Annotated in this window: 19 protein-coding genes; 7 read left to right on the top strand and 12 right to left on the bottom strand. The window is 49.9% G+C overall.

Translation table 11 applies throughout. From position 1 onward, the window contains the following. The first annotated feature begins 1 nt into the window (after nucleotide 1). A complete protein-coding gene (gene pepT, locus ABOC97_RS18515) occupies nucleotides 2-1231 on the top strand; it encodes a peptidase T (protein WP_349600575.1) in 1230 nt (409 codons plus the stop codon). Nucleotides 1232-1267: 36 nt separating this feature from the next. Here the strand turns inward: pepT and ABOC97_RS18510 are convergent, their stop codons facing one another. The 10 genes from ABOC97_RS18510 to ABOC97_RS18465 form a co-directional block, all read right to left on the bottom strand. Then, the gene (locus tag ABOC97_RS18510) at nucleotides 1268-2389 is read right to left on the bottom strand and encodes a ribosomal protein uL16 3-hydroxylase (RefSeq protein ID WP_349600572.1); all 1122 of its coding nucleotides are present in this window, start codon (nucleotides 2387-2389) and stop codon (nucleotides 1268-1270) included. A 76-nt stretch (nucleotides 2390-2465) separates the two neighbouring features. Next, on the bottom strand, nucleotides 2466-3929 hold the full coding sequence (phoQ, locus tag ABOC97_RS18505) for a two-component system sensor histidine kinase PhoQ (RefSeq protein WP_234508396.1): 1464 nt from the start codon (nucleotides 3927-3929) through the stop codon (nucleotides 2466-2468). Continuing rightward, nucleotides 3926-4600 carry a two-component system response regulator PhoP gene (gene phoP, locus ABOC97_RS18500; RefSeq protein WP_234508393.1) on the bottom strand — a complete coding sequence of 225 codons (675 nt, stop codon included), beginning with the start codon at nucleotides 4598-4600 and terminating at the stop codon, nucleotides 3926-3928. Before phoP ends, phoQ begins: the two co-directional genes overlap by 4 nt. Before the next feature lie 124 nt (nucleotides 4601-4724). Next, entirely contained in the window at nucleotides 4725-6095 is a 1371-nt protein-coding gene (purB, locus tag ABOC97_RS18495; RefSeq protein WP_349600568.1) for an adenylosuccinate lyase, read from the bottom strand. 3 nt (nucleotides 6096-6098) lie between these two features. Beyond that, on the bottom strand, nucleotides 6099-6740 hold the full coding sequence (gene hflD / locus ABOC97_RS18490) for a high frequency lysogenization protein HflD (RefSeq protein WP_349600565.1): 642 nt from the start codon (nucleotides 6738-6740) through the stop codon (nucleotides 6099-6101). Between the two features lie 92 nt (nucleotides 6741-6832). Then, complete coding sequence (gene mnmA, locus ABOC97_RS18485; protein WP_234508388.1) at nucleotides 6833-7942, bottom strand: tRNA 2-thiouridine(34) synthase MnmA; 1110 nt, start codon at nucleotides 7940-7942, stop codon at nucleotides 6833-6835. Nucleotides 7943-7995: 53 nt separating this feature from the next. Continuing rightward, the gene (locus tag ABOC97_RS18480; RefSeq protein ID WP_349600562.1) at nucleotides 7996-8457 is read right to left on the bottom strand and encodes an NUDIX hydrolase; all 462 of its coding nucleotides are present in this window, start codon (nucleotides 8455-8457) and stop codon (nucleotides 7996-7998) included. 56 nt (nucleotides 8458-8513) lie between these two features. Further along, nucleotides 8514-8843: a curli assembly chaperone CsgC gene (gene csgC / locus ABOC97_RS18475; RefSeq protein WP_349600560.1), complete on the bottom strand. Its 330-nt coding sequence runs from the start codon at nucleotides 8841-8843 to the stop codon at nucleotides 8514-8516. A gap of 63 nt (nucleotides 8844-8906) precedes the next feature. Further along, nucleotides 8907-9599: a hypothetical protein gene (locus ABOC97_RS18470; protein WP_349600557.1), complete on the bottom strand. Its 693-nt coding sequence runs from the start codon at nucleotides 9597-9599 to the stop codon at nucleotides 8907-8909. 42 nt (nucleotides 9600-9641) lie between these two features. Next, nucleotides 9642-10148, bottom strand: coding sequence for a curlin (locus tag ABOC97_RS18465; RefSeq protein WP_349600554.1), 507 nt, complete (start codon nucleotides 10146-10148; stop codon nucleotides 9642-9644). Between the two features lie 703 nt (nucleotides 10149-10851). Between ABOC97_RS18465 and csgD the strand changes: the two genes are divergently transcribed. From csgD to csgG, 4 genes are read left to right on the top strand one after another with little or no spacing between them, the layout of a single operon-like run. After that, entirely contained in the window at nucleotides 10852-11502 is a 651-nt protein-coding gene (csgD, locus tag ABOC97_RS18460) for a biofilm master transcriptional regulator CsgD (RefSeq protein WP_349600551.1), read from the top strand. Beyond that, nucleotides 11502-11894, top strand: a complete 393-nt coding sequence (gene csgE / locus ABOC97_RS18455; protein ID WP_349600720.1) for a curli production assembly/transport protein CsgE — start codon at nucleotides 11502-11504, stop codon at nucleotides 11892-11894. Before csgD ends, csgE begins: the two co-directional genes overlap by 1 nt. 9 nt (nucleotides 11895-11903) lie before the next feature. Further along, complete coding sequence (gene csgF, locus ABOC97_RS18450) at nucleotides 11904-12320, top strand: curli production assembly/transport protein CsgF (RefSeq protein ID WP_234508623.1); 417 nt, start codon at nucleotides 11904-11906, stop codon at nucleotides 12318-12320. A gap of 19 nt (nucleotides 12321-12339) precedes the next feature. Then, a complete protein-coding gene (gene csgG, locus ABOC97_RS18445) occupies nucleotides 12340-13185 on the top strand; it encodes a curli production assembly/transport protein CsgG (protein ID WP_234508621.1) in 846 nt (281 codons plus the stop codon). Between the two features lie 36 nt (nucleotides 13186-13221). On the opposite strand, the gene rluE is transcribed toward csgG, so the two are convergent. After that, nucleotides 13222-13872 carry a 23S rRNA pseudouridine(2457) synthase RluE gene (rluE, locus tag ABOC97_RS18440; protein WP_349600547.1) on the bottom strand — a complete coding sequence of 217 codons (651 nt, stop codon included), beginning with the start codon at nucleotides 13870-13872 and terminating at the stop codon, nucleotides 13222-13224. Nucleotides 13873-14087: 215 nt separating this feature from the next. Here rluE and icd point away from each other — a divergent pair, with 215 nt between their 5' ends. Together icd and ABOC97_RS18430 are read left to right on the top strand one after the other, a co-directional pair. Beyond that, the gene (icd, locus tag ABOC97_RS18435; protein ID WP_061280293.1) at nucleotides 14088-15338 is read left to right on the top strand and encodes an NADP-dependent isocitrate dehydrogenase; all 1251 of its coding nucleotides are present in this window, start codon (nucleotides 14088-14090) and stop codon (nucleotides 15336-15338) included. A gap of 268 nt (nucleotides 15339-15606) precedes the next feature. Continuing rightward, on the top strand, nucleotides 15607-17178 hold the full coding sequence (locus tag ABOC97_RS18430) for a sensor domain-containing diguanylate cyclase (protein WP_349600543.1): 1572 nt from the start codon (nucleotides 15607-15609) through the stop codon (nucleotides 17176-17178). Between the two features lie 1245 nt (nucleotides 17179-18423). Here ABOC97_RS18430 and ABOC97_RS18425 read toward each other — a convergent pair. Then, the coding region (locus tag ABOC97_RS18425) for an IS1 family transposase (RefSeq protein WP_001401901.1) at nucleotides 18424-18501 on the bottom strand (78 nt) is incomplete at its 5' end.

Genomic DNA, 18501 nt, shown 5'->3' with positions numbered 1-18501 from the left:
CATGGATAAATTGCTTGAACGTTTTTTGCAGTACGTTTCTCTGGACACGCAATCGAAACCTGGCGTGCGTCAGGTGCCGAGTACAGAAGGGCAGTGGAAGCTGTTGCACCTGCTCAAAGAGCAATTAGAAACGATGGGGCTGGTCAATGTTACCCTGAGCGAGAAGGGTACGGTGATGGCGACGCTGCCGGCTAACGTCAGCGGTGGTGATATCCCGGCGATTGGCTTTATTTCCCATGTCGATACCGCACCGGATTTCAGCGGTAAAAACGTCAACCCGCAAATTGTTGAGAACTATCGTGGCGGAGATATCGCGCTGGGTATCGGTGACGAAGTTCTGTCCCCGGTGATGTTCCCGGTACTGCACCAACTGCTGGGGCAAACGCTTATCACTACCGATGGCAAAACGCTGCTCGGTGCCGACGATAAAGCCGGTATCGCGGAGATCATGACTGCGCTGACGGTGCTGAAAGAGAAAAATATCCCGCACGGCGACATTCGCGTGGCTTTCACGCCGGATGAAGAGGTCGGTAAAGGCGCGAAGCATTTTGATGTTGCCGCGTTTAACGCCCAGTGGGCCTATACCGTGGATGGCGGTGGCGTGGGTGAACTTGAGTTTGAGAACTTCAACGCCGCTTCCGTGACCATTAAGATCGTCGGAAATAATGTGCATCCGGGGACTGCCAAAGGGGTGATGGTTAACGCCCTGTCGCTGGCGGCCCGTATCCATGCGGAAGTGCCTGCCGAGGAAAGCCCGGAAAACACCGAAGGCTACGAAGGCTTCTATCATCTGACCAGCATTAAAGGTTCGGTGGACCGCGCAGAGATGCACTACATCGTGCGTGACTTTGACCGTAAGCAGTTTGAAGCCCGCAAGCGCAAGATGATGGAGATTGCCAAGAAGGTCGGTAAAGGGCTGCATCCGGATTGCTATATTGAGCTGATTATCGAAGACAGCTATTACAATATGCGCGAAAAGGTGGCCGATCATCCTTATATTCTGGATATCGCTCAGCAGGCGATGCGCGACTGCGGCATTGAGCCGGACATGAAACCAATTCGCGGCGGCACCGACGGTGCACAGCTGTCGTTTATGGGATTACCGTGCCCGAACATTTTCACCGGCGGCTATAACTACCATGGCAAGCACGAGTTTGTGACTCTGGAAGGGATGGAAAAAGCGGTGCAGGTGATTGTACGCATTGCCGAATTAACCGCTAAGCGCGGCTAATAAAAAATCCCCGGGGAAACCCGGGGATTATCGAGATTACTCAGCGAAGAACCAGTACCCGCTGTTGACCAGCGCGGCCAGCATTGCGAGGAAGGACGGATCGTCCAGCGCCTCACCGAAATGTTCACTCTCCAGCATGATACTTCCCGCCATGGCATCCAGTGCCTGACGATGCGGAGAATCCACTTTCTCGCCGTTGACAAAGAAATCATCGCCGATACGAATCACCCGTAGGCCGCCCAAACGTTGCAGCATGTCGCCTTGTTGTAGCGCGTCATAGATTTCATCTGGCTGATACGGCGGCTCCGGCGGCGCGATATCCAGCTCATGACGAGACTGGCTGATAAATTCCCCCAGCCATTGCTGGAAATGTTCCGGCTGGTTAATCAGGTCCAGCATCATGCCGCGCAGATTTTCCACTTCTTCCGGTAACAGATCCGCCGGGTGATCGCGCGAAGGCACGTCCGGGTCGCTGTAGTGCACATTGCCCAGATCGCGCTGTAAAACGTAGTCGGCAAAACCGCTGATCAACTCGCGGCTGTTCGGTGAACGGAAGCCCACTGAATAGTTGAGCGAGTTTTCCAGCGCATAGCCTTCGTGCGGGAATCCAGGTGGAATATAAAGAATGTCGCCGGGCTCCATCTCTTCATCGATGATGGCCTCAAATGGCGCGACCTGTAACAGATCCGGATGCGGGCAGTGTTGCTTGAGCGCGGTTTTCTCGCCCACGCGCCAGCGACGGCGGCCGGTACCCTGAATAATAAAGACATCGTATTGATCGAGATGCGGGCCTACGCCGCCGCCCGGAACCGAGAAGGAGATCATCAGATCGTCGAGGCGCCAGTCGGGGAGGGAGCGGAAAGGACGCATCAGCGCGCTAGACGGTTCGTGCCAGTGATCAACGGCCTGCACCAGCAGCGACCAGTTGCTTTCGCCCAGATGATCATAGCTTTCGAACGGCCCATGTTTCACCTGCCATTCACCGTCAAGGTGGCTGACCAGGCGGCTATCGACTTCGTTTTCCATCGCCAGACCTGCCAGCTCATCCGGTGAAATGGGATCAATAAAATTGGCGAAGCCGCGTTTGAGCACCACCGGACGTTTTTGCCAGTAGCGCGCCATAAAATCAGGCCAGTTTAGCGTTAAGTGATATTCCATATTGATATTTCCGCAGCAGATGTATGTCCGGATTATACATCGTATTCACAAAACTACTCTGCTACGGAAACATTATTTACCCTTCGTGACCCTCAAGATCCTGATGGCCAAAAATGACTTCCATTTTGGCTCCGCCGAGCAGGCTATCGCGGGTAATGATTTGTCCGTCATACTGTTCAACGATCTCACGGGCAACCGCAAGCCCTACACCCTGTCCGGGGCGCAGCGTATCGGCGCGCTGGCCGCGATCAAAAACGATATCGCGCTTGCTTTGCGGGATCCCAGGGCCATCATCTTCGACGATAACATGCAGATAGTCGTCACTCAGACGCGCGGAGACTTCAACGAACTCGAGGCAGTACTTACAGGCGTTATCCAGCAGATTGCCCATCACTTCCATAAAGTCATTCTTCTCGCCGACGAAAGTAATTTCCGGGGAAATATCCAGCGTGATATTAACGCCTTTACGCTGATAGACCTTATTGAGCGCCGAGATCAGGCTGTCGAGCAGCGGCGCTACGGGATGCAGTTCACGACTGACCAGCGTGCTGTCGGTGCGCATGCTGGCGCGGTGGAGATAGTAGCCAATCTGCTGTGAAATGCGGCTAATTTGTTCGAGCATAACCGGCTCAGCTTCGCTGACGGTCATCTTTTCGCTGCGCAGAGATCGTAGCGAGCTTTGCAGCACCGCCAGCGGCGTTTTCAGACTGTGGGTCAGGTCGGTTAGCGTGGTACGGTATTTGTCATAACGCTCGCGCTCGCTCTTTAATAGCCGGTTCAAATTTCGCACCAGGCTTGTTAGCTCGCGGGTGGTATCGGGGTTCAGATGCTCGCGATGATGATCTTCCAGCTCGCGAATTTCCCGCGAGAGCGCGGCGATGGGGCGCAGGCTCCAGTGCGCCGCAATCCACAGTAGCGGGATAACCAGCAATAGGTTAGCGGCCAGCACGTAGGAAAACCAGCTCCAGACCATATAGGAGCGTTTAAGCTCGATAGGAATGGTGTCGATGACCACAATAACCATGGCCGGCATCAGGCTGGTGGCCGGGTAGCTATTGACCGCCACCGAGTGAGTCATCTCGGCATCATCATCATCCTGGCGCATTTCGTTGAGCTGTTTTTGCATCTCATGATCGTTGCGCAGCAGTGAACTGGTGGAACTGACATCGGCTTCAATCTCATAGAAACCATTGCCTTTGAGCCACTCCGGCTGGATTCGGTTGACCAGCCAGGGAAGATCTTTTTGCTGCCACAGCAGCTTACCCTGAGCGTCATAGATAAGAGCGACCGTCGGGCTTTGCCGGTTGAGATTATCGGGAATATCGACACTCAGGACGTTGTTATCCCACTTGGCCAGGGTATAGAACAGGTTACTTTCACCGCGTAGCAGGCGAAACGTCGTCTTATCGAAGCTGACGCTATAGCCGACCAGCGCCACCATCCCATAGGACAGCGACAGCACAATAACCACCGCAGCCGTTGCCAACAGGAAACGCATACGCAGTGAAAGCGGCAGGATATGCCGACGGATATTTTTCATTCTCGTAGTTCGAACAGGTAGCCCTGGCCTCGCACGGTGATAATGACGTCGTGCGGATATTGGGTCTGAATTTTCTTACGCAGACGGCCCATCAGCACGTCGATGGTGTGGCTTTCACGCAGCTCGGCGTCAGGATACAGCTGGAGCATCAGGGCGTCTTTACTCACCACCTTGCCGTTGTTGCGGATAAGCGTCTCCATAATGGTGTATTCGAAGGCGGTGAGTTTAATCACCTCTTCATTTATAGAGAGTTCGCGGCGCGACAGGTCAACCTGGAAGGGCGGCAGGGAAATCACCTGCGAAGCATGGCCGCTGTTGCGACGCATCAGCGCCTGCATACGGGCGGAAACTTCTTCAATATGGAATGGTTTGGTGACGTAGTCGTCGGCACCAGCGCTCAATACTTCTACCTTATCCTGCCAGCTTTCACGGGCCGTCAGTACCAGGATCGGCAGCGAAATATCGTGGCTGCGCCAGCGACGAATCAGCGATAGACCGTCTTCATCGGGCAGGCCCAAATCGACAATGGCGATATCGGGAATGTGCTCACCCAGATAGTAATCGGCTTCTTTCGCATCTTCCGCGGCATCGACCTGGTGGCCCATTTCCTGCAGCTGCACTTTCAGGTGATGACGTAACAGAGCGTTATCCTCCACGACGAGTACGCGCATGCTGTTTCTCCATTAAATTAATGACATGAATATATTAACGCTGATTATGGCGTTGTGGAGATAAACATTAACTAAATCGGCAGGAAAGTCCCCTCCTTATGGAAGAAGGAGGGGAAAGGGCAGGTTATTTCAGCTCGTCGACCATGGTGATGGCGCGGCCAATATAGTTCGCCGGGGTCATCTCTTTCAGGCGGGTTTTCTCGTCTTCCGGCAGTGCCAGACCATCGATAAACTGCTTCATGCCTTCGGCATCAACGCGTTTACCGCGGGTCAGTTCTTTGAGTTTCTCGTAAGGCTTCTCAATGCCGTAGCGGCGCATCACGGTCTGAATCGGCTCAGCCAGAACTTCCCAGTTATGATCCAGCTCGTCTAGCAGACGGTCGCGGTTCACTTCCAGTTTGCTGACGCCTTTCAGAGTAGATTGGTAGGCGATCAGTGCATAGCCGATACCCACGCCCAGGTTGCGCAGTACGGTGGAGTCAGTCAGGTCGCGCTGCCAGCGGGAAACCGGCAGTTTGCTGGCCAGATGCTGAAGCATTGCGTTGGATAGGCCCAGGTTGCCTTCTGAGTTTTCGAAGTCGATTGGGTTGACCTTATGCGGCATGGTCGAAGAGCCGATTTCGCCAGCAATGGTCTTTTGCTTGAAGTGGTTCAGCGCAACGTAACCCCAAACATCACGATCGAAGTCGATGAGAATGGTGTTGAAGCGGGCGATGCAGTCAAACAGCTCGGCAATATAGTCGTGCGGCTCGATCTGCGTGGTGTACGGGTTCCACTGGATCCCTAAAGAGGTCACGAACTCTTCGCTGAACTGATGCCAGTCAACGTCCGGATAGGCGGCGATGTGGGCATTGTAGTTGCCAACCGCGCCGTTGATCTTACCCAGAATTTCCACCTGGCCCAGTTGACGGAACTGGCGCTCCATACGGTAGGCGACGTTCGCCATCTCTTTACCAATAGTGGATGGCGTCGCCGGCTGACCGTGGGTACGGGAAAGCAGCGGGATATCGCGATACTGGACGGCAAGGTCTTTAATCGCATCAATCACTTTACGCCAGTACGGCAGCACCACCTCTTCGCGAGCCGCTTTCAGCATCAGCGCGTGGGACAGGTTGTTGATGTCCTCGGAGGTGCAGGCGAAGTGGATAAATTCGGACACGGCGTGCAGCTCTGGCACGGACGCGACTTTTTCTTTCAGGAAATATTCGACTGCCTTCACATCGTGGTTGGTGGTGCGCTCGATAGTTTTAATGCGCGCGGCGTCTTCTTCATTGAAGTTTGCCACGATGCTATCAAGGTAACCGTTTGCGTCGGCAGCAAAAGCAGGAACTTCCTTGACGGCTGCGTGTGCGGCCAGCTTTTGCAGCCAGCGTACTTCGACTTGTACACGGAATTTCAGCAAACCATATTCGCTGAAAATCCCGCGCAGCGCGCTGACTTTATCGCCGTAGCGTCCATCGACAGGGGAAACGGCGGTCAGTGAGGATAATTCCATAGATCATAACTCCGGGGTTAAATGAGCAAGAATTTGTTTTGCCTGAGTGGTCAGGCGATTACGAGAAAACATCAGCTGGAGACGTCCGCCGCCAACCTGGTGCCACAGCACCGCGGCGCGGATACCCGCCAATAACGAGGCACGAACTTTCGCCTGAACCTGCGGGCTTTGCAGCACGGCAGGGGTGCCGGTCACCTGAATACGAGGACCGAGCGGGCTAATCACATCGACATAAATACCGGCCATCGCGCTAAGCAGCGTTTCTGACTGCAGGTCGAAATGGTCAAGCTGACGTTGTAAACCATTAATACGATTACCGAGCGTGTCCATTGCCCCTTTCGCGGCAGACAGTTTACGTTCCAGCACCATTAAACTCAGCGTATAGCGGGTGAGTTCGGCATTCAGGCCCTGACGGCTGCTGGCATTAAGTACGCCGAGTAAAGTTTCGAGGCCGAGACGAAGATTGGCTTCACTGCCACCGAAAACGCCCAGCGCGGAGTCCGGGTTGAGATCGATAACGCTGTTAAGCGAAACGTGGAGCGCGTCGCCGTCACAGTGCCCCTGATGGGCCAGTTGCTGCACCAGACGGGCCGACTGGCAAATGCCCGCCAGCGCCAGGGTGATGTCATAATAATTCTTCGCCACGCTCACTCCTTGTTGGCGCCTATCAGAAGTAGTGGCTTCTGATAGGCTACGTTAAACCTTGGCCGCGGCGAAGGTCACGTTGCTAATTATGGTTACTCTACCGGCAGCGGTAGGCGCTGCTCAATGACGCCGCCACCCAAACAGATTTCGCCGTTATAGAACACGGCGGATTGACCTGGGGTTACGGCGGCAACAGGTTCGTCAAAACGAACCTCAATACGTTCTGCATCCAGCGCGGTAACTGTGCACGGGATATCGGTTTGACGGTAGCGGGTTTTGACGGTGCAGCGGAAAGTGCCCGTTACCGGTACGCGGTCAACCCAATGTAGCTGCTGAGCAATCAGCCCAACGGACATCAGGCGCGGATGATCGTGACCCTGAGCGACAACCAGAATGTTGTTCTCAACGTCTTTATCCACCACGTACCATGGATCTTCGCTACCTTCTTTCGTTCCGCCGATGCCCAGACCTTTACGCTGGCCCAGAGTATGGTACATCAGCCCCTGATGGGTGCCGATCTCTTCACCATCGACGGTCATAATCTTGCCGGGCTGCGCGGGCAGGTAGCGGCCGAGGAACTCGCGGAATTTACGCTCACCGATAAAACAAATACCGGTGGAGTCTTTTTTCTTCGCGGTGATGAGATCCAGCTCTTCGGCGATTTTACGCACCTGCGGCTTTTCGAGTTCGCCTACCGGGAACAGGCTTTGCGCGACCTGATCGTGGCCTAAGGTATAAAGAAAGTAACTCTGGTCTTTATTACCGTCGAGGCCACGCAGAAGCTGGCTTTTACCGTTGACATCGGCACGGCGCACGTAGTGGCCGGTAGCGATGTAGTCAGCGCCCAGGTCTTCAGCGGCAAATTCAAGGAAGGCTTTAAATTTGATCTCTTTATTACACAGGATATCCGGGTTTGGCGTACGGCCTGCTTTGTACTCCTCAAGGAAGAGTTCAAACACGTTATCCCAGTATTCGGCGGCAAAGTTCACCGTGTGCAGCTCAATGCCGAGCTTATCGCACACCGCCTGCGCATCGGCAAGGTCAGCGGCAGCCGTGCAGTATTCCTCGCCGTCGTCTTCCTCCCAGTTCTTCATGAACAGGCCCTCCACCTTATAGCCCTGTTGCAGTAACAGGTAGGCGGAAACGGAGGAATCTACACCGCCGGACATGCCGACGATCACTTTTTTCTGGCTTTCTGACATTGGAATACTCACGACATTGGACTTCAAGGCGGCATATTCTATCACGCAGCCTTTTACTTGACACCCTCTGTAAACGGCCAGTTAAATTCGCCGAGTAGAGACAGCGGGTAGCGAGGTTCGTGTTGATAGCAACGAATGCTCTCGGCAACCAGCGCTGAACGCAGGTTGTCAGCGTTGAGAATCTCTTCTGCGCTCACCCACAGGCAGCGATCGATATCGCTATCGTGGGGCTCGGTGGCGCACATTTCGCCAAGCTCGATGACAAAAAGGAAGCGCAGGAACGGCGTTTTGTCCGGGGCAATCCACTGATGCAGGCGAATGAAATGCTGCGGCGTGGCGCGAATGCCGGTCTCTTCCCACAGCTCGCGTTCGGCGGCCTGCACGAGAGTTTCATCGGCTTCTAAATGGCCTGCGGGTTGGTTCCACAGGGCCTTGCCGTTGATGGTTTCTTCAACAACCAGAAATTTGCCTTCGGCGTGAACTACGCAGGCGACGGTGACGTGCGGCTTAAACATGCGGCATCCTTATCAGGCGAGTAGGTGACAAGGATATAAAGAAGAAGAGGGGAAAATCAAACTCGCGTCGGTGAACTCCAGCTTTGCTGCAAAATGACGCCGCTGCTGTTGCTCAGCGTGACGGTGATTTGCGCCCATTCGCCCTGGGGAATATCGAGTCGCATGCTGGCGAGCGCCTGAGGCTGCTGGCCTTTAAGTTTGACGCTGCCGCTCTGGCTGCTGTTGCTGGTGCCGGACTGGCCTTGATGCACCACGTTGATGGTTAACTGACAGTCGCAATCGGCAGCGAGTGAGGCCATCGGGGTGATAACAACCGAGTCGGCCTGCGGCTGGGCTTCAAACCACAGTTGATTACTGAGGGCGGCGGCAATAAGGAGCAGGTGCATAGTGGGAAATCTCTTATTAGGGGCAAAATAAGCCGGATGATGACTCATCCGGCTATAAGAGTATTAATGCTGATTAACGTTCGACCAGTTAGAGTTGCCGGATTGTTCCACAACGGTGAGAGCGTTATTGTAGCTCTGATTCACCAGACTATTGTTATAACCGCCGCTCTGTTTCACCAGTACCATTGAACCATCAGTTTGGTACTGATTAACGGTTGAACCGCTTCTATAACCTGTTTGAATCACATCGACAGAGCTATTTTTCCCGGACTGGGTAATGTTTGAACCATTGTTGTCACCGCTTTGTGTCACGGTGATAGCATTATCCATACCCGACTGGTTTGCCGTTGACCAGTTAGGTCCACCAGATTGAGTAATTGCAATGGAGTTTTCGGTACCCGTCTGCCCAGCGACAGATTGGTTGCCTGAACCATGCTGATCGAGCTTGATAAGGCTCTTGGTTGCAGCTTGGTTTACTGTCGAACCGCCGTTATTGCCATACTGGTGAACATGGACTACGGAACCTTTAGATTGAAACTGATCAACACTGGAGCCGTTGCTGTTACCTGACTGATAGACATGCACTGCTGCATCCCACTCCCCGGGTTGTGGGATAAGTGGCTTATTTGGGTCTTTCAGCGATGGATATTCAGTTAAACCGACACCAGTAGTGTGGTGGTAAGAGCCTGGATTAGTTGCGGCGGCATAACCAGAAACTAACAATGATGACAAAATAACAATTTTCCACGTTTTCATGAGATACCCCATAGGTTTAGAGATTGGTAATCAGTTAAAACACTAATTTTGGGTAATACGAATTGCCATTCCTGCCGAGTTTTGCACAACAGCCGCTGCGCGGTTTGTGCCAGTTTGATTAATCTGCGTGAGATTGCCTTTACCCTTATTCACAATTTCCGCATAGTTTTCAAAACCGGTTTGGTTAATATCAGTTTGGTTGCCCGTACCCACCTGCACTAATGTGGCGGAGTTATTCATCCCCGTTTGGTTAACCGTTGCACTATTACCATCACCGTACTGAGCAATATCTGCGCGATTATTAAAACCACTTTGGCTTAATGCCGCATAGTTATGCCCACCAACTTGAGATATTGAGCCATAAATATGAGTGCCAGACTGATTAATGGATGCAGTATTATCGTTGCCCCGTTGACCAGTAATAGCAATCATATCGTAGCTCTTGTTGAATTTATCCAGTCCTGAAAATTCAGAACCAGCTAAATCCCCACCCGCGGTAGCAAAACACGAGTATCCCAATATGGATAATATTAAAAAACACTGTTTCATAGTCGCACCTAGATTTAACCGATGGTTAAAGTCAGGAGTTAAATCAGCCAGGCTATAACCAATTAGTTGGTCATGGCATGAATCTGATTTATGGATTGAGTATGTCTGAGGGGCGTAAAGGTGTTTTTCGCCTGGATGGCGTATTTTTAAATATCCTCTCAACAAAAAGTATGAGAGTTCAGGGTTGAGAGCGTGGGCGGCATGCAGGGCTCGCAGGATCTTCAATAGGCAACTAAGCCATTCAGATGGTCAGTACCGGAAACTTTACAGCATAAGTTAAACTTGTATGACATAAGCAAAATTCTGGCACAAAGAATTTACACAGCTGAAGCTGATTGTCTGTGGTTGACATACTCTGATTAGAATTAGGAGTAAATACGTAGTTAATATCTAATTTTACGTAAAGTCTTTTTAAGATATTTTCCATAAAAAACAGAGGGTAATAAAGAATAGCTTGAAACATACTGATACTTTCTTGTTACATTTTGAAACACAAATAACCCTTGCGATAAAAATGGCAATGTCTAGATTGAACAGTATTGCAGCACTTAGGAAACAAGCGCACAACTCGTGCCCTTCATACCTTTATTGTCATACTTATTAATCAGCAACTACACAGGATAGCGGCTCTTTCTGATATGCCTATTTTGTGCATATCAGAAAGAGGCCGTGTTCCAGGCAGCAAGCGGGATGGAGTTTCATAATGCCGAAAGAAATAGAAGCGGTGAATAGTGATATTCTGATGTTAATATCCAGACCGTCATTGCAGGCGACGGCGCTGGTACATCAACTCAAAACATCTTTGACGATTAATACAAAAGTACAAAATATTCAAAAAACGCTGGATAACGTTAATGCAGAACGTATTTTGGTGCTTTTTGATTTGAGTGAAACAGATAAAAAAAGAACGATGTTATGGCAAACCGAACTGAGGCGATTGCGCGATAGGGTCAAGGTTCTGTTGATCAATATGCCGGAAGACTATCAATTTCATGAAGTTGAATCCTGGCCCGGCATTAGCGCAGTATTTTACCTTTCGGTCGATGAACACACCTTAATCGAAGGTATCCGCAACGTCCGGGTAGGCGGTTGTCATTTCCCACACGATCTCACCAGTTACCTTATTAATCAGTCCGGTAGTTACCGTTATCACGATGATACCAGCGGCCTGACGCAACGAGAAAAAGATATTCTCAATAAACTCAGAATGGGTGCGTCAAACATTGAAATAGCTCGCTTGCTATTTATTAGTGAAAATACAGTAAAAACCCATCTATATAATCTATTTCGAAAAATTGCAGTAAAAAACAGGACCCAAGCGGTGACCTGGGCGAACGATAACCTTAGACGATAATTATGAAATATCTGAAGGTAGTAATAGCGTCATTAATGATGCTACTGGCGTCGCACGCCAGTTATTCAGCAGAAATAGAAGTGCCAGGGCTCGTGACGGATAATACCATCACCCGCGTTGGCCATGACTTCTATCGAGCATTCACTGCTCACTGGGAGGAGGAATACCCTGGTTCAATTACGATTAATGAACGGCCCAGCGCAAGATGGGGGAGCTGGATAACAATCAAAGTCGACCAGGACTTATTGTATCAAACGTTCTTATTCCCCAGTAAAAATGACTTTAATAAACAGGTTAATATCGCGTTGGCGTCTGTATACGAGGGGCTACAAAAACGTGTGATTAACAAAGCGTTATTAAATACCGGCGACTTAACCAGCGATGAGTTCTAGGAGTGTACGATGAAAGTGCTTTCTTTGATTCTTGGCATCGGTTTTTTATCTACCGCAGCTCAGGCTGGGAATATGACTTTCCAGTTTATTAACCCGAATTTTGGCGGCAACCCGAATAACGGTGCATTTCTGCTTTCGGAAGCCAATGCGCAAAACTCATATAAAGACCCTGACGCCTATGACTGGGGGAGCGGATCCTCGACAACCTCGGCGCTGGACAACTTTACCTCGGCTATTCAGTCGCAGCTTCTTGGCAGTTTAATGGGCAATATTTCCACCGGTAAACCTGGCCGTCTGGTGACTAAAGATTTTATCGTCGATATCACCAATACCGATGGTCAATTGATGATGAACATTCTTGACCGAGCGACAGGGAAATCGTCCACCATTCAGGTCAGCGGCCTGAGCAGTATTTCATCAAATTAATCAGTGGCGAGAAGCGGACATGAAAAATATAACTGGCGTAGTGGTCATTTTCGTTAGCCTGTTTATGCTCACGGGCTGCATTACCTCTCCCCCTAAACAGGCAGCAAAGCCGACGCTATTACCTCGGTCGCAGAGCTATCAGGACTTAACGCATCTTCCGTCACCGAAGGGGAAACTGTTCGTTTCGGTCTATAACATTCAGGATGAGACTGGGCAGTTTAAGCCCTATCCCGCCAGTAACTTTTCAACCTCAGTCCCGCAAAGCGCCACGGCGATGTTGGTTTCAGCGTTAAAAGATTCAAACTGGTTTACGCCGCTGGAACGCCAGGGGCTGCAAAACCTGCTGAATGAACGAAAAATTATCCGTGCGGCCCAGGAAAATGGCACGGTTTCGGATAACAACAGAGGGCAGCTCCCTTCACTGGTGGCGGCGAATATTCTGATTGAAGGTTCGATTATTGGTTACGAAAGCAACGTCAAATCCGGTGGGGCAGGCGCGCGTTACTTCGGTATCGGGGCCAGCACGCAGTACCAGCTCGATCAAATAGCGGTGAACCTGCGCGTGGTCAACGTCAGTACCGGCGAGGTGCTTTCATCCGTTAACACCAGCAAAACGATTCTTTCCTATGAATTCCAGGCTGGGGTATTCCGCTATATCGACTACCAGCGTTTACTGGAAGGCGAAGTTGGTTACACGGTTAACGAGCCGGTCATGCTCTGTTTGATGTCAGCTATCGAAACCGGTGTTATCTATCTGGTTAACGATGGACTCAGCCGCAACCTGTGGCAATTGCAGAATCCATCGGATGCGAACTCGCCGATACTGGAAAAATATAAGAGCATCATTGTGCCAGACATCTCTTAATGCACGATGAGCGTGGGTGGATGTTACCCACGCTCATTAATCCGCATCACGCCATTCGCCATTTTTCAGATTATCCAGCGTGTAGTCACCCATCGCGTAACGAATCAGGCGCAGAGTAGGGTAGCCGACATGGGCGGTCATACGCCGGACCTGACGGTTGCGGCCTTCGTACAAGGTCACTTTCAGCCACGCGGTGGGAATAGATTTGCGCTCACGAATCGGTGGATTACGCGGCCACAGCCATTCCGGTTCCTCTACGCGCTCAATCCCTGCTGGCAGAGTCGGGCCGTCGTTTAACGTGACGCCGTTACGCAGGGCATCCATCGCTTCGGCGCTAGGTTCGCCCTCGACCTGAACGTAGTAGATTTTCCCCGTCCGTTTGCCCGGCTGCGTCAGTCTTGCCTGCAGTGCGCCATCATTTGTTAACACCAACAGACCTTCGCTATCCCTGTCGAGACGCCCCGCAGCGTACACATTTTGCACGGAAATAAAATCTTTCAAAGTACTGCGGCCCGCTTCATCGGTAAATTGCGGCAAAACATCATAGGGTTTATTAAATAAGATAACGCGTTTTACGTGGTTATCTTTACGTTGTTTGGTTGCTTGTCGTGAGCTGAATCGCTCAAGCTGGTTTTTTCTAAATGAAGTCTTAATCATAGTATTTTCAGGCTTTATAGATTCGCGCATTATAGCCTAATAACGAGAGTCTTTCATGGCGTCAAACAATCAGGTAGTATTGACAGGCTTATTACAAAACATTAACAAAAATGCTCTAACTCTTTGTGTTACAGGAAGACGGTAAGACAGTGCATCTCCAGGCTAAGTGGAGTGGGCGTAGTAGCGGCAAGAACCTGTGGCGTAAAGGATGACGAGCACACCAGTAGCGCTCGAAGGAGAGGTGAATGGAAAGCAAAGTAGTTGTTCCGGCGGAAGGTCAAAAAATCACCCTGAAAGACGGCAAGCTGAATGTGCCACACAATCCGATTATCCCATTTATTGAAGGCGACGGTATCGGCGTTGACGTGACTCCGGCAATGCTTAAAGTGGTTGATGCCGCTGTTGAGAAAGCCTACAAAGGCGAGCGTAAAATTTCCTGGATGGAAATTTACACCGGGGAAAAATCTACTCAAGTTTATGGCCAAGACGTTTGGCTGCCAACCGAAACGCTGGATCTCATCCGTGACTACCGCGTTGCAATCAAAGGCCCTCTGACCACGCCAGTTGGCGGCGGCATTCGTTCTCTGAACGTTGCGCTGCGTCAGGAGCTGGATCTGTATGTTTGTCTGCGTCCGGTTCGTTACTACCAGGGCACCCCAAGCCCGGTGAAACACCCAGAACTGACCGATATGGTTATCTTCCGCGAAAACTCTGAAGACATCTACGCAGGTATCGAATGGAAAGCTGACTCCGCTGACGCTGAGAAAGTGATCAAATTCCTGCGCGATGAGATGGGCGTGAAGAAAATTCGCTTCCCTGAACATTGTGGTATCGGTATCAAACCGTGTTCTGAAGAAGGGACTAAGCGTCTGGTGCGTGCGGCAATCGAATACGCTATCACCAACGACCGTGACTCTCTGACTCTGGTGCACAAAGGCAACATCATGAAGTTCACCGAAGGCGCGTTCAAAGACTGGGGCTACCAGTTGATTCGCGACGAATTCGGCGGCGAGCTGATTGATGGCGGCCCATGGCAGAAAATCAAGAACCCAAATACCGGCAAAGAGATCATCATTAAAGATGTGATCGCCGATGCGTTCCTGCAGCAGATCCTGCTGCGTCCAGCCGAATATGATGTTATCGCTTGTATGAACCTGAACGGTGACTACATTTCCGATGCGCTGGCCGCTCAGGTTGGTGGTATCGGTATCGCACCAGGCGCCAACATTGGTGACGAGTGTGCGCTGTTCGAAGCGACCCACGGTACTGCACCGAAGTACGCAGGTCAGGATAAAGTGAACCCAGGTTCTATCATCCTGTCCGCTGAGATGATGCTGCGCCATATGCAGTGGTTCGAAGCCGCAGACCTGATTGTTAAAGGCACCGAAGGCGCCATCGCCGCTAAGACCGTGACCTATGACTTCGAACGTCTGATGGAAGGCGCTAAACTGCTGAAATGTTCAGAGTTTGGTGACGCGATCATCGCAAACATGTAATCCATAATTTGGGTTATGTGATAAACGGGAGCCTGATGGTTCCCGTTTTTTATTATTAGAATTCGAACGGTTATCGAAATATATTGGCAGAAACTTGCCAGAAGAACGAATACCAATGGCTTTTTATTATTATGGTCATACTTTTCTGTGGTAAGAAGGGTATTATGCAGCTTTAATATGCTAAGTCGTTGGCTGGTATACTTTAGCTGCTTGTGGCCTGACTCCAGGAATGGTTGAATGAAGTATTTTATCGCGAGCGTGGGGATTTATGCTCAGGAATAAATTGCATCTGCGCACTCTGATGTTGATGTTGTCGGTCGGCGGAATCCTGTTTACATCAATGCTGCTGCTGAGCGCGTTGACTCTCTTCCAGAAGGGAAATATCGAAGACCGGCTGCTGGATAACAATCTTGCCTATGCCCGTAAATTGGCCGATACGACGGACAGGTATCTTGTGACCGCGCAACGAGAACTTGCCTATAGCGCTGCTCAAATAAAAACACTCACTAATATTGAGCACTTGAAGAATGAAGCGGAACGCCTCCGGCTCCAGTCAGGCTTTTTTAACTCAGTGGTTATTGTGAATTCAGATGCCATTATTGCAGCGGCATCTCCTGAGAGCCTAAATCTTGTTGGCGTGAAACTGCATTCTGATGCCAGTATTCAGGCCATTGACGAGAAAAAAAGTTTCATCTCAGAACCGTTTGTTTCGGCGGCGGGTAATTATGTTGTTTTTATTTCTCAACCATTATTTGGCAATTCCGGGGAGTATATCGGCTATATCGGTGGGACTATCTATCTTCAAAAAGAAAGTATGCTGAGTGATATACTCAGTATGCACTTCTATGAGAAGGGTACCGATGTGAGTGTCATCAACGATGATGGTAAGGTGATTTTCAATCGTGAACCAACCTTGATTGGCGCTAACTTTAACTCAATTCCTGATTATCTTGAGAAAATTATCAAAGAACAGAGCGGGCATTTCTTTGGTGATAGCAAGAGCGGTGGCCGTCTTGTCGGTTATGCTAGCCTAAAGCAGGCTGACTGGAAAATTATTATTTCTGGCACATCTGAGGGTGTTTCCAGAATTCTATTAGAAACAGTGATTAACGCATTCTGGTTTACGCTGGCCATTATCGTATTAACAATCACGGTTGTTACCGTTTTTGCTACCAGGATCTCGACTCCTCTGGAGAAACTTGCCGAATGTACGCGTGCCGAAGATGGTGAGTCGACGCTGAAGAAGCTGGCAAATATCAAAGTCTGGTATAAAGAAGCAGAACGTCTTAAGGATGCACTCAGTTTGCATCTGCAAATTATGGCTCGCCGGGTGAGTGCGCTCAGTGATGAAGCGATGAAAGACCCGTTGACGAAGCTGTATAATCGTAAAGGATTCAGTACCTCACTTAAACAGTATCGTCACTCTGATGAACATTGCGTTATTGCCATTGATATCGACCACTTTAAAAAAATAAATGACAAATATGGTCATGATGGTGGGGATGCGGTACTCGTTGCATTCAGTGATAAACTCCGCGATCTTTGCTTGAGTGGTCACGTCGTTTGTCGATTCGGTGGCGAGGAGTTCGTCGTTTTATTACCTTATACCGGATTGTCAGATGCGGCTGCGATAGCTGAGCATATCAGGGATGGTGTTGAACATGCTGACTTCCCATATACGGATAAGGTGACTATCTCCCTTGGGGTGGCTGGATTCAGCGATAACGATAATGATGTTTATGCCGTCCTACGTAAAGCGGACCTGGCACTGTATGAAGCTAAAAGGTCGGGTAGAAATAAGGTTATTATCAGTACCCCCGTGGAGTCCTCAGAGAATTAGTTTGTTCTGGTGTTCAGATACTATTGTTATATGAACGTTTCTGCCGACGCAGTCTAACCGGTATCGCCGAGATAATAGTGTACGGGTAGCAGAGCCTGCAATGTCATCCCACGTTTGGGGAGTCATCAACGGGAACCGAAGGGTTCCCGTTTTTTACAGTAGTGCGCAAATTTCACTCAATTAACGTGAGTTGCCCCAATTTAGCACTTGCTCCGACTTACTTTTGCCTCATTAACCATGATATCTGGTGGTTTACTATTTTGATTTATAACCAACCATCATAGTGTGTTTGCACCCTGTGTATTATATAAGCGCTTCGCTAAAGATCTCCGTTTGCTTATACGAAACGTGAGACTCAATAATCATCATCCATATCTTTCATTCTTGATCGGACAATCAGTACAACTAGCAGGACAAATATGATAATGATGCCGATTATTAGCAGTGCAAGAAACATAAGCATCTCCTGATGCGGTGCCCCTTAAAAAAATGTAGTGCATCATTGAGACAATTGCATTAACACTTTGTTTACGCGTGCATTAAATTTTTTATATAAACAGTAACAAACATACTCAACTCACAGCATCTGCAGTAGTGATATGGTAGTTAACACGATCTCACTATCCCCAGGCAAACTGCCGCCATGATGGTTTCCCTGCCTTTAGGTATCAGCTAACCTGAGAATAATCTCACGTAAACGAATGAATGCCAGGCAATGGAATATTTACCGGCATTCTTTTTACTACAAGTAAGCGCATTGTACTATCAGACGTTAGGCGATATTTCTCAGATTAGGAAAAAAGATCCTCGCCGCAGGGAGAATTATGTCATTTGCTATGGATTCACTGGTTGTAATTTCGCCTTTTAGGGTGTTTTGCGAGCAGTGTGATTTATCAGCATTTTCTCACGTTTGCTCGCCCTACAGCATCATCATCTGCTTAACCCAAATTTCTATCTGGAAAGAAAAGGTACATGCTGCTATCAGTCATCGGCACAGCGATCAACTGTGCCGTTCTTCGTGGAGGGATGGCGCTAAAACTGCCCAGTACGGAAACCAGGGGGGAATTAAAATAGATGTCTGCGGTTCGACTGTATCGTCGAACAGAAATTATTCTGCATGACCGAGTCTAATTTTCCACAGACCACGGTGCGCTTCATAACTCCAGCCACCATACATAACTTTGCTTTGCTCAAAGCCATATAAAGTGGCAGTGCAATCATCATTACCTTGGTAATGACTCCAACTTACTGATAGTGTTTTATGTTCAGATAATGCCCGATGACCTTGTCATGCAGCTCCACCGATTTTGAGAACGACAGTGA

It is taken from the genome of Kluyvera huaxiensis (assembly GCF_040149365.1).
GTDB lineage: Bacteria > Pseudomonadota > Gammaproteobacteria > Enterobacterales > Enterobacteriaceae > Kluyvera > Kluyvera intermedia_A.
Note: the sequence above shows the minus strand (reverse complement) of the source record. Positions and strands in the feature narration are given on the sequence as shown.

Coding starts and splice junctions, on each gene's coding strand:
- csgG (WP_234508621.1), top strand. CDS start 12,340: ATGAAAAATATAACTGGCGTAGTGGTCATTTTCGTTAGCCTGTTTATG.
- rluE (WP_349600547.1), bottom strand. CDS start 13,872: ATGCGCGAATCTATAAAGCCTGAAAATACTATGATTAAGACTTCATTT.
- csgC (WP_349600560.1), bottom strand. CDS start 8,843: ATGCACCTGCTCCTTATTGCCGCCGCCCTCAGTAATCAACTGTGGTTT.
- icd (WP_061280293.1), top strand. CDS start 14,088: ATGGAAAGCAAAGTAGTTGTTCCGGCGGAAGGTCAAAAAATCACCCTG.
- purB (WP_349600568.1), bottom strand. CDS start 6,095: ATGGAATTATCCTCACTGACCGCCGTTTCCCCTGTCGATGGACGCTAC.
- pepT (WP_349600575.1), top strand. CDS start 2: ATGGATAAATTGCTTGAACGTTTTTTGCAGTACGTTTCTCTGGACACG.
- ABOC97_RS18510 (WP_349600572.1), bottom strand. CDS start 2,389: ATGGAATATCACTTAACGCTAAACTGGCCTGATTTTATGGCGCGCTAC.
- csgF (WP_234508623.1), top strand. CDS start 11,904: ATGAAAGTGCTTTCTTTGATTCTTGGCATCGGTTTTTTATCTACCGCA.
- csgD (WP_349600551.1), top strand. CDS start 10,852: ATGCCGAAAGAAATAGAAGCGGTGAATAGTGATATTCTGATGTTAATA.
- ABOC97_RS18470 (WP_349600557.1), bottom strand. CDS start 9,599: ATGAAAACGTGGAAAATTGTTATTTTGTCATCATTGTTAGTTTCTGGT.
- ABOC97_RS18430 (WP_349600543.1), top strand. CDS start 15,607: ATGCTCAGGAATAAATTGCATCTGCGCACTCTGATGTTGATGTTGTCG.
- mnmA (WP_234508388.1), bottom strand. CDS start 7,942: ATGTCAGAAAGCCAGAAAAAAGTGATCGTCGGCATGTCCGGCGGTGTA.
- phoQ (WP_234508396.1), bottom strand. CDS start 3,929: ATGAAAAATATCCGTCGGCATATCCTGCCGCTTTCACTGCGTATGCGT.
- phoP (WP_234508393.1), bottom strand. CDS start 4,600: ATGCGCGTACTCGTCGTGGAGGATAACGCTCTGTTACGTCATCACCTG.
- ABOC97_RS18480 (WP_349600562.1), bottom strand. CDS start 8,457: ATGTTTAAGCCGCACGTCACCGTCGCCTGCGTAGTTCACGCCGAAGGC.
- ABOC97_RS18465 (WP_349600554.1), bottom strand. CDS start 10,148: ATGAAACAGTGTTTTTTAATATTATCCATATTGGGATACTCGTGTTTT.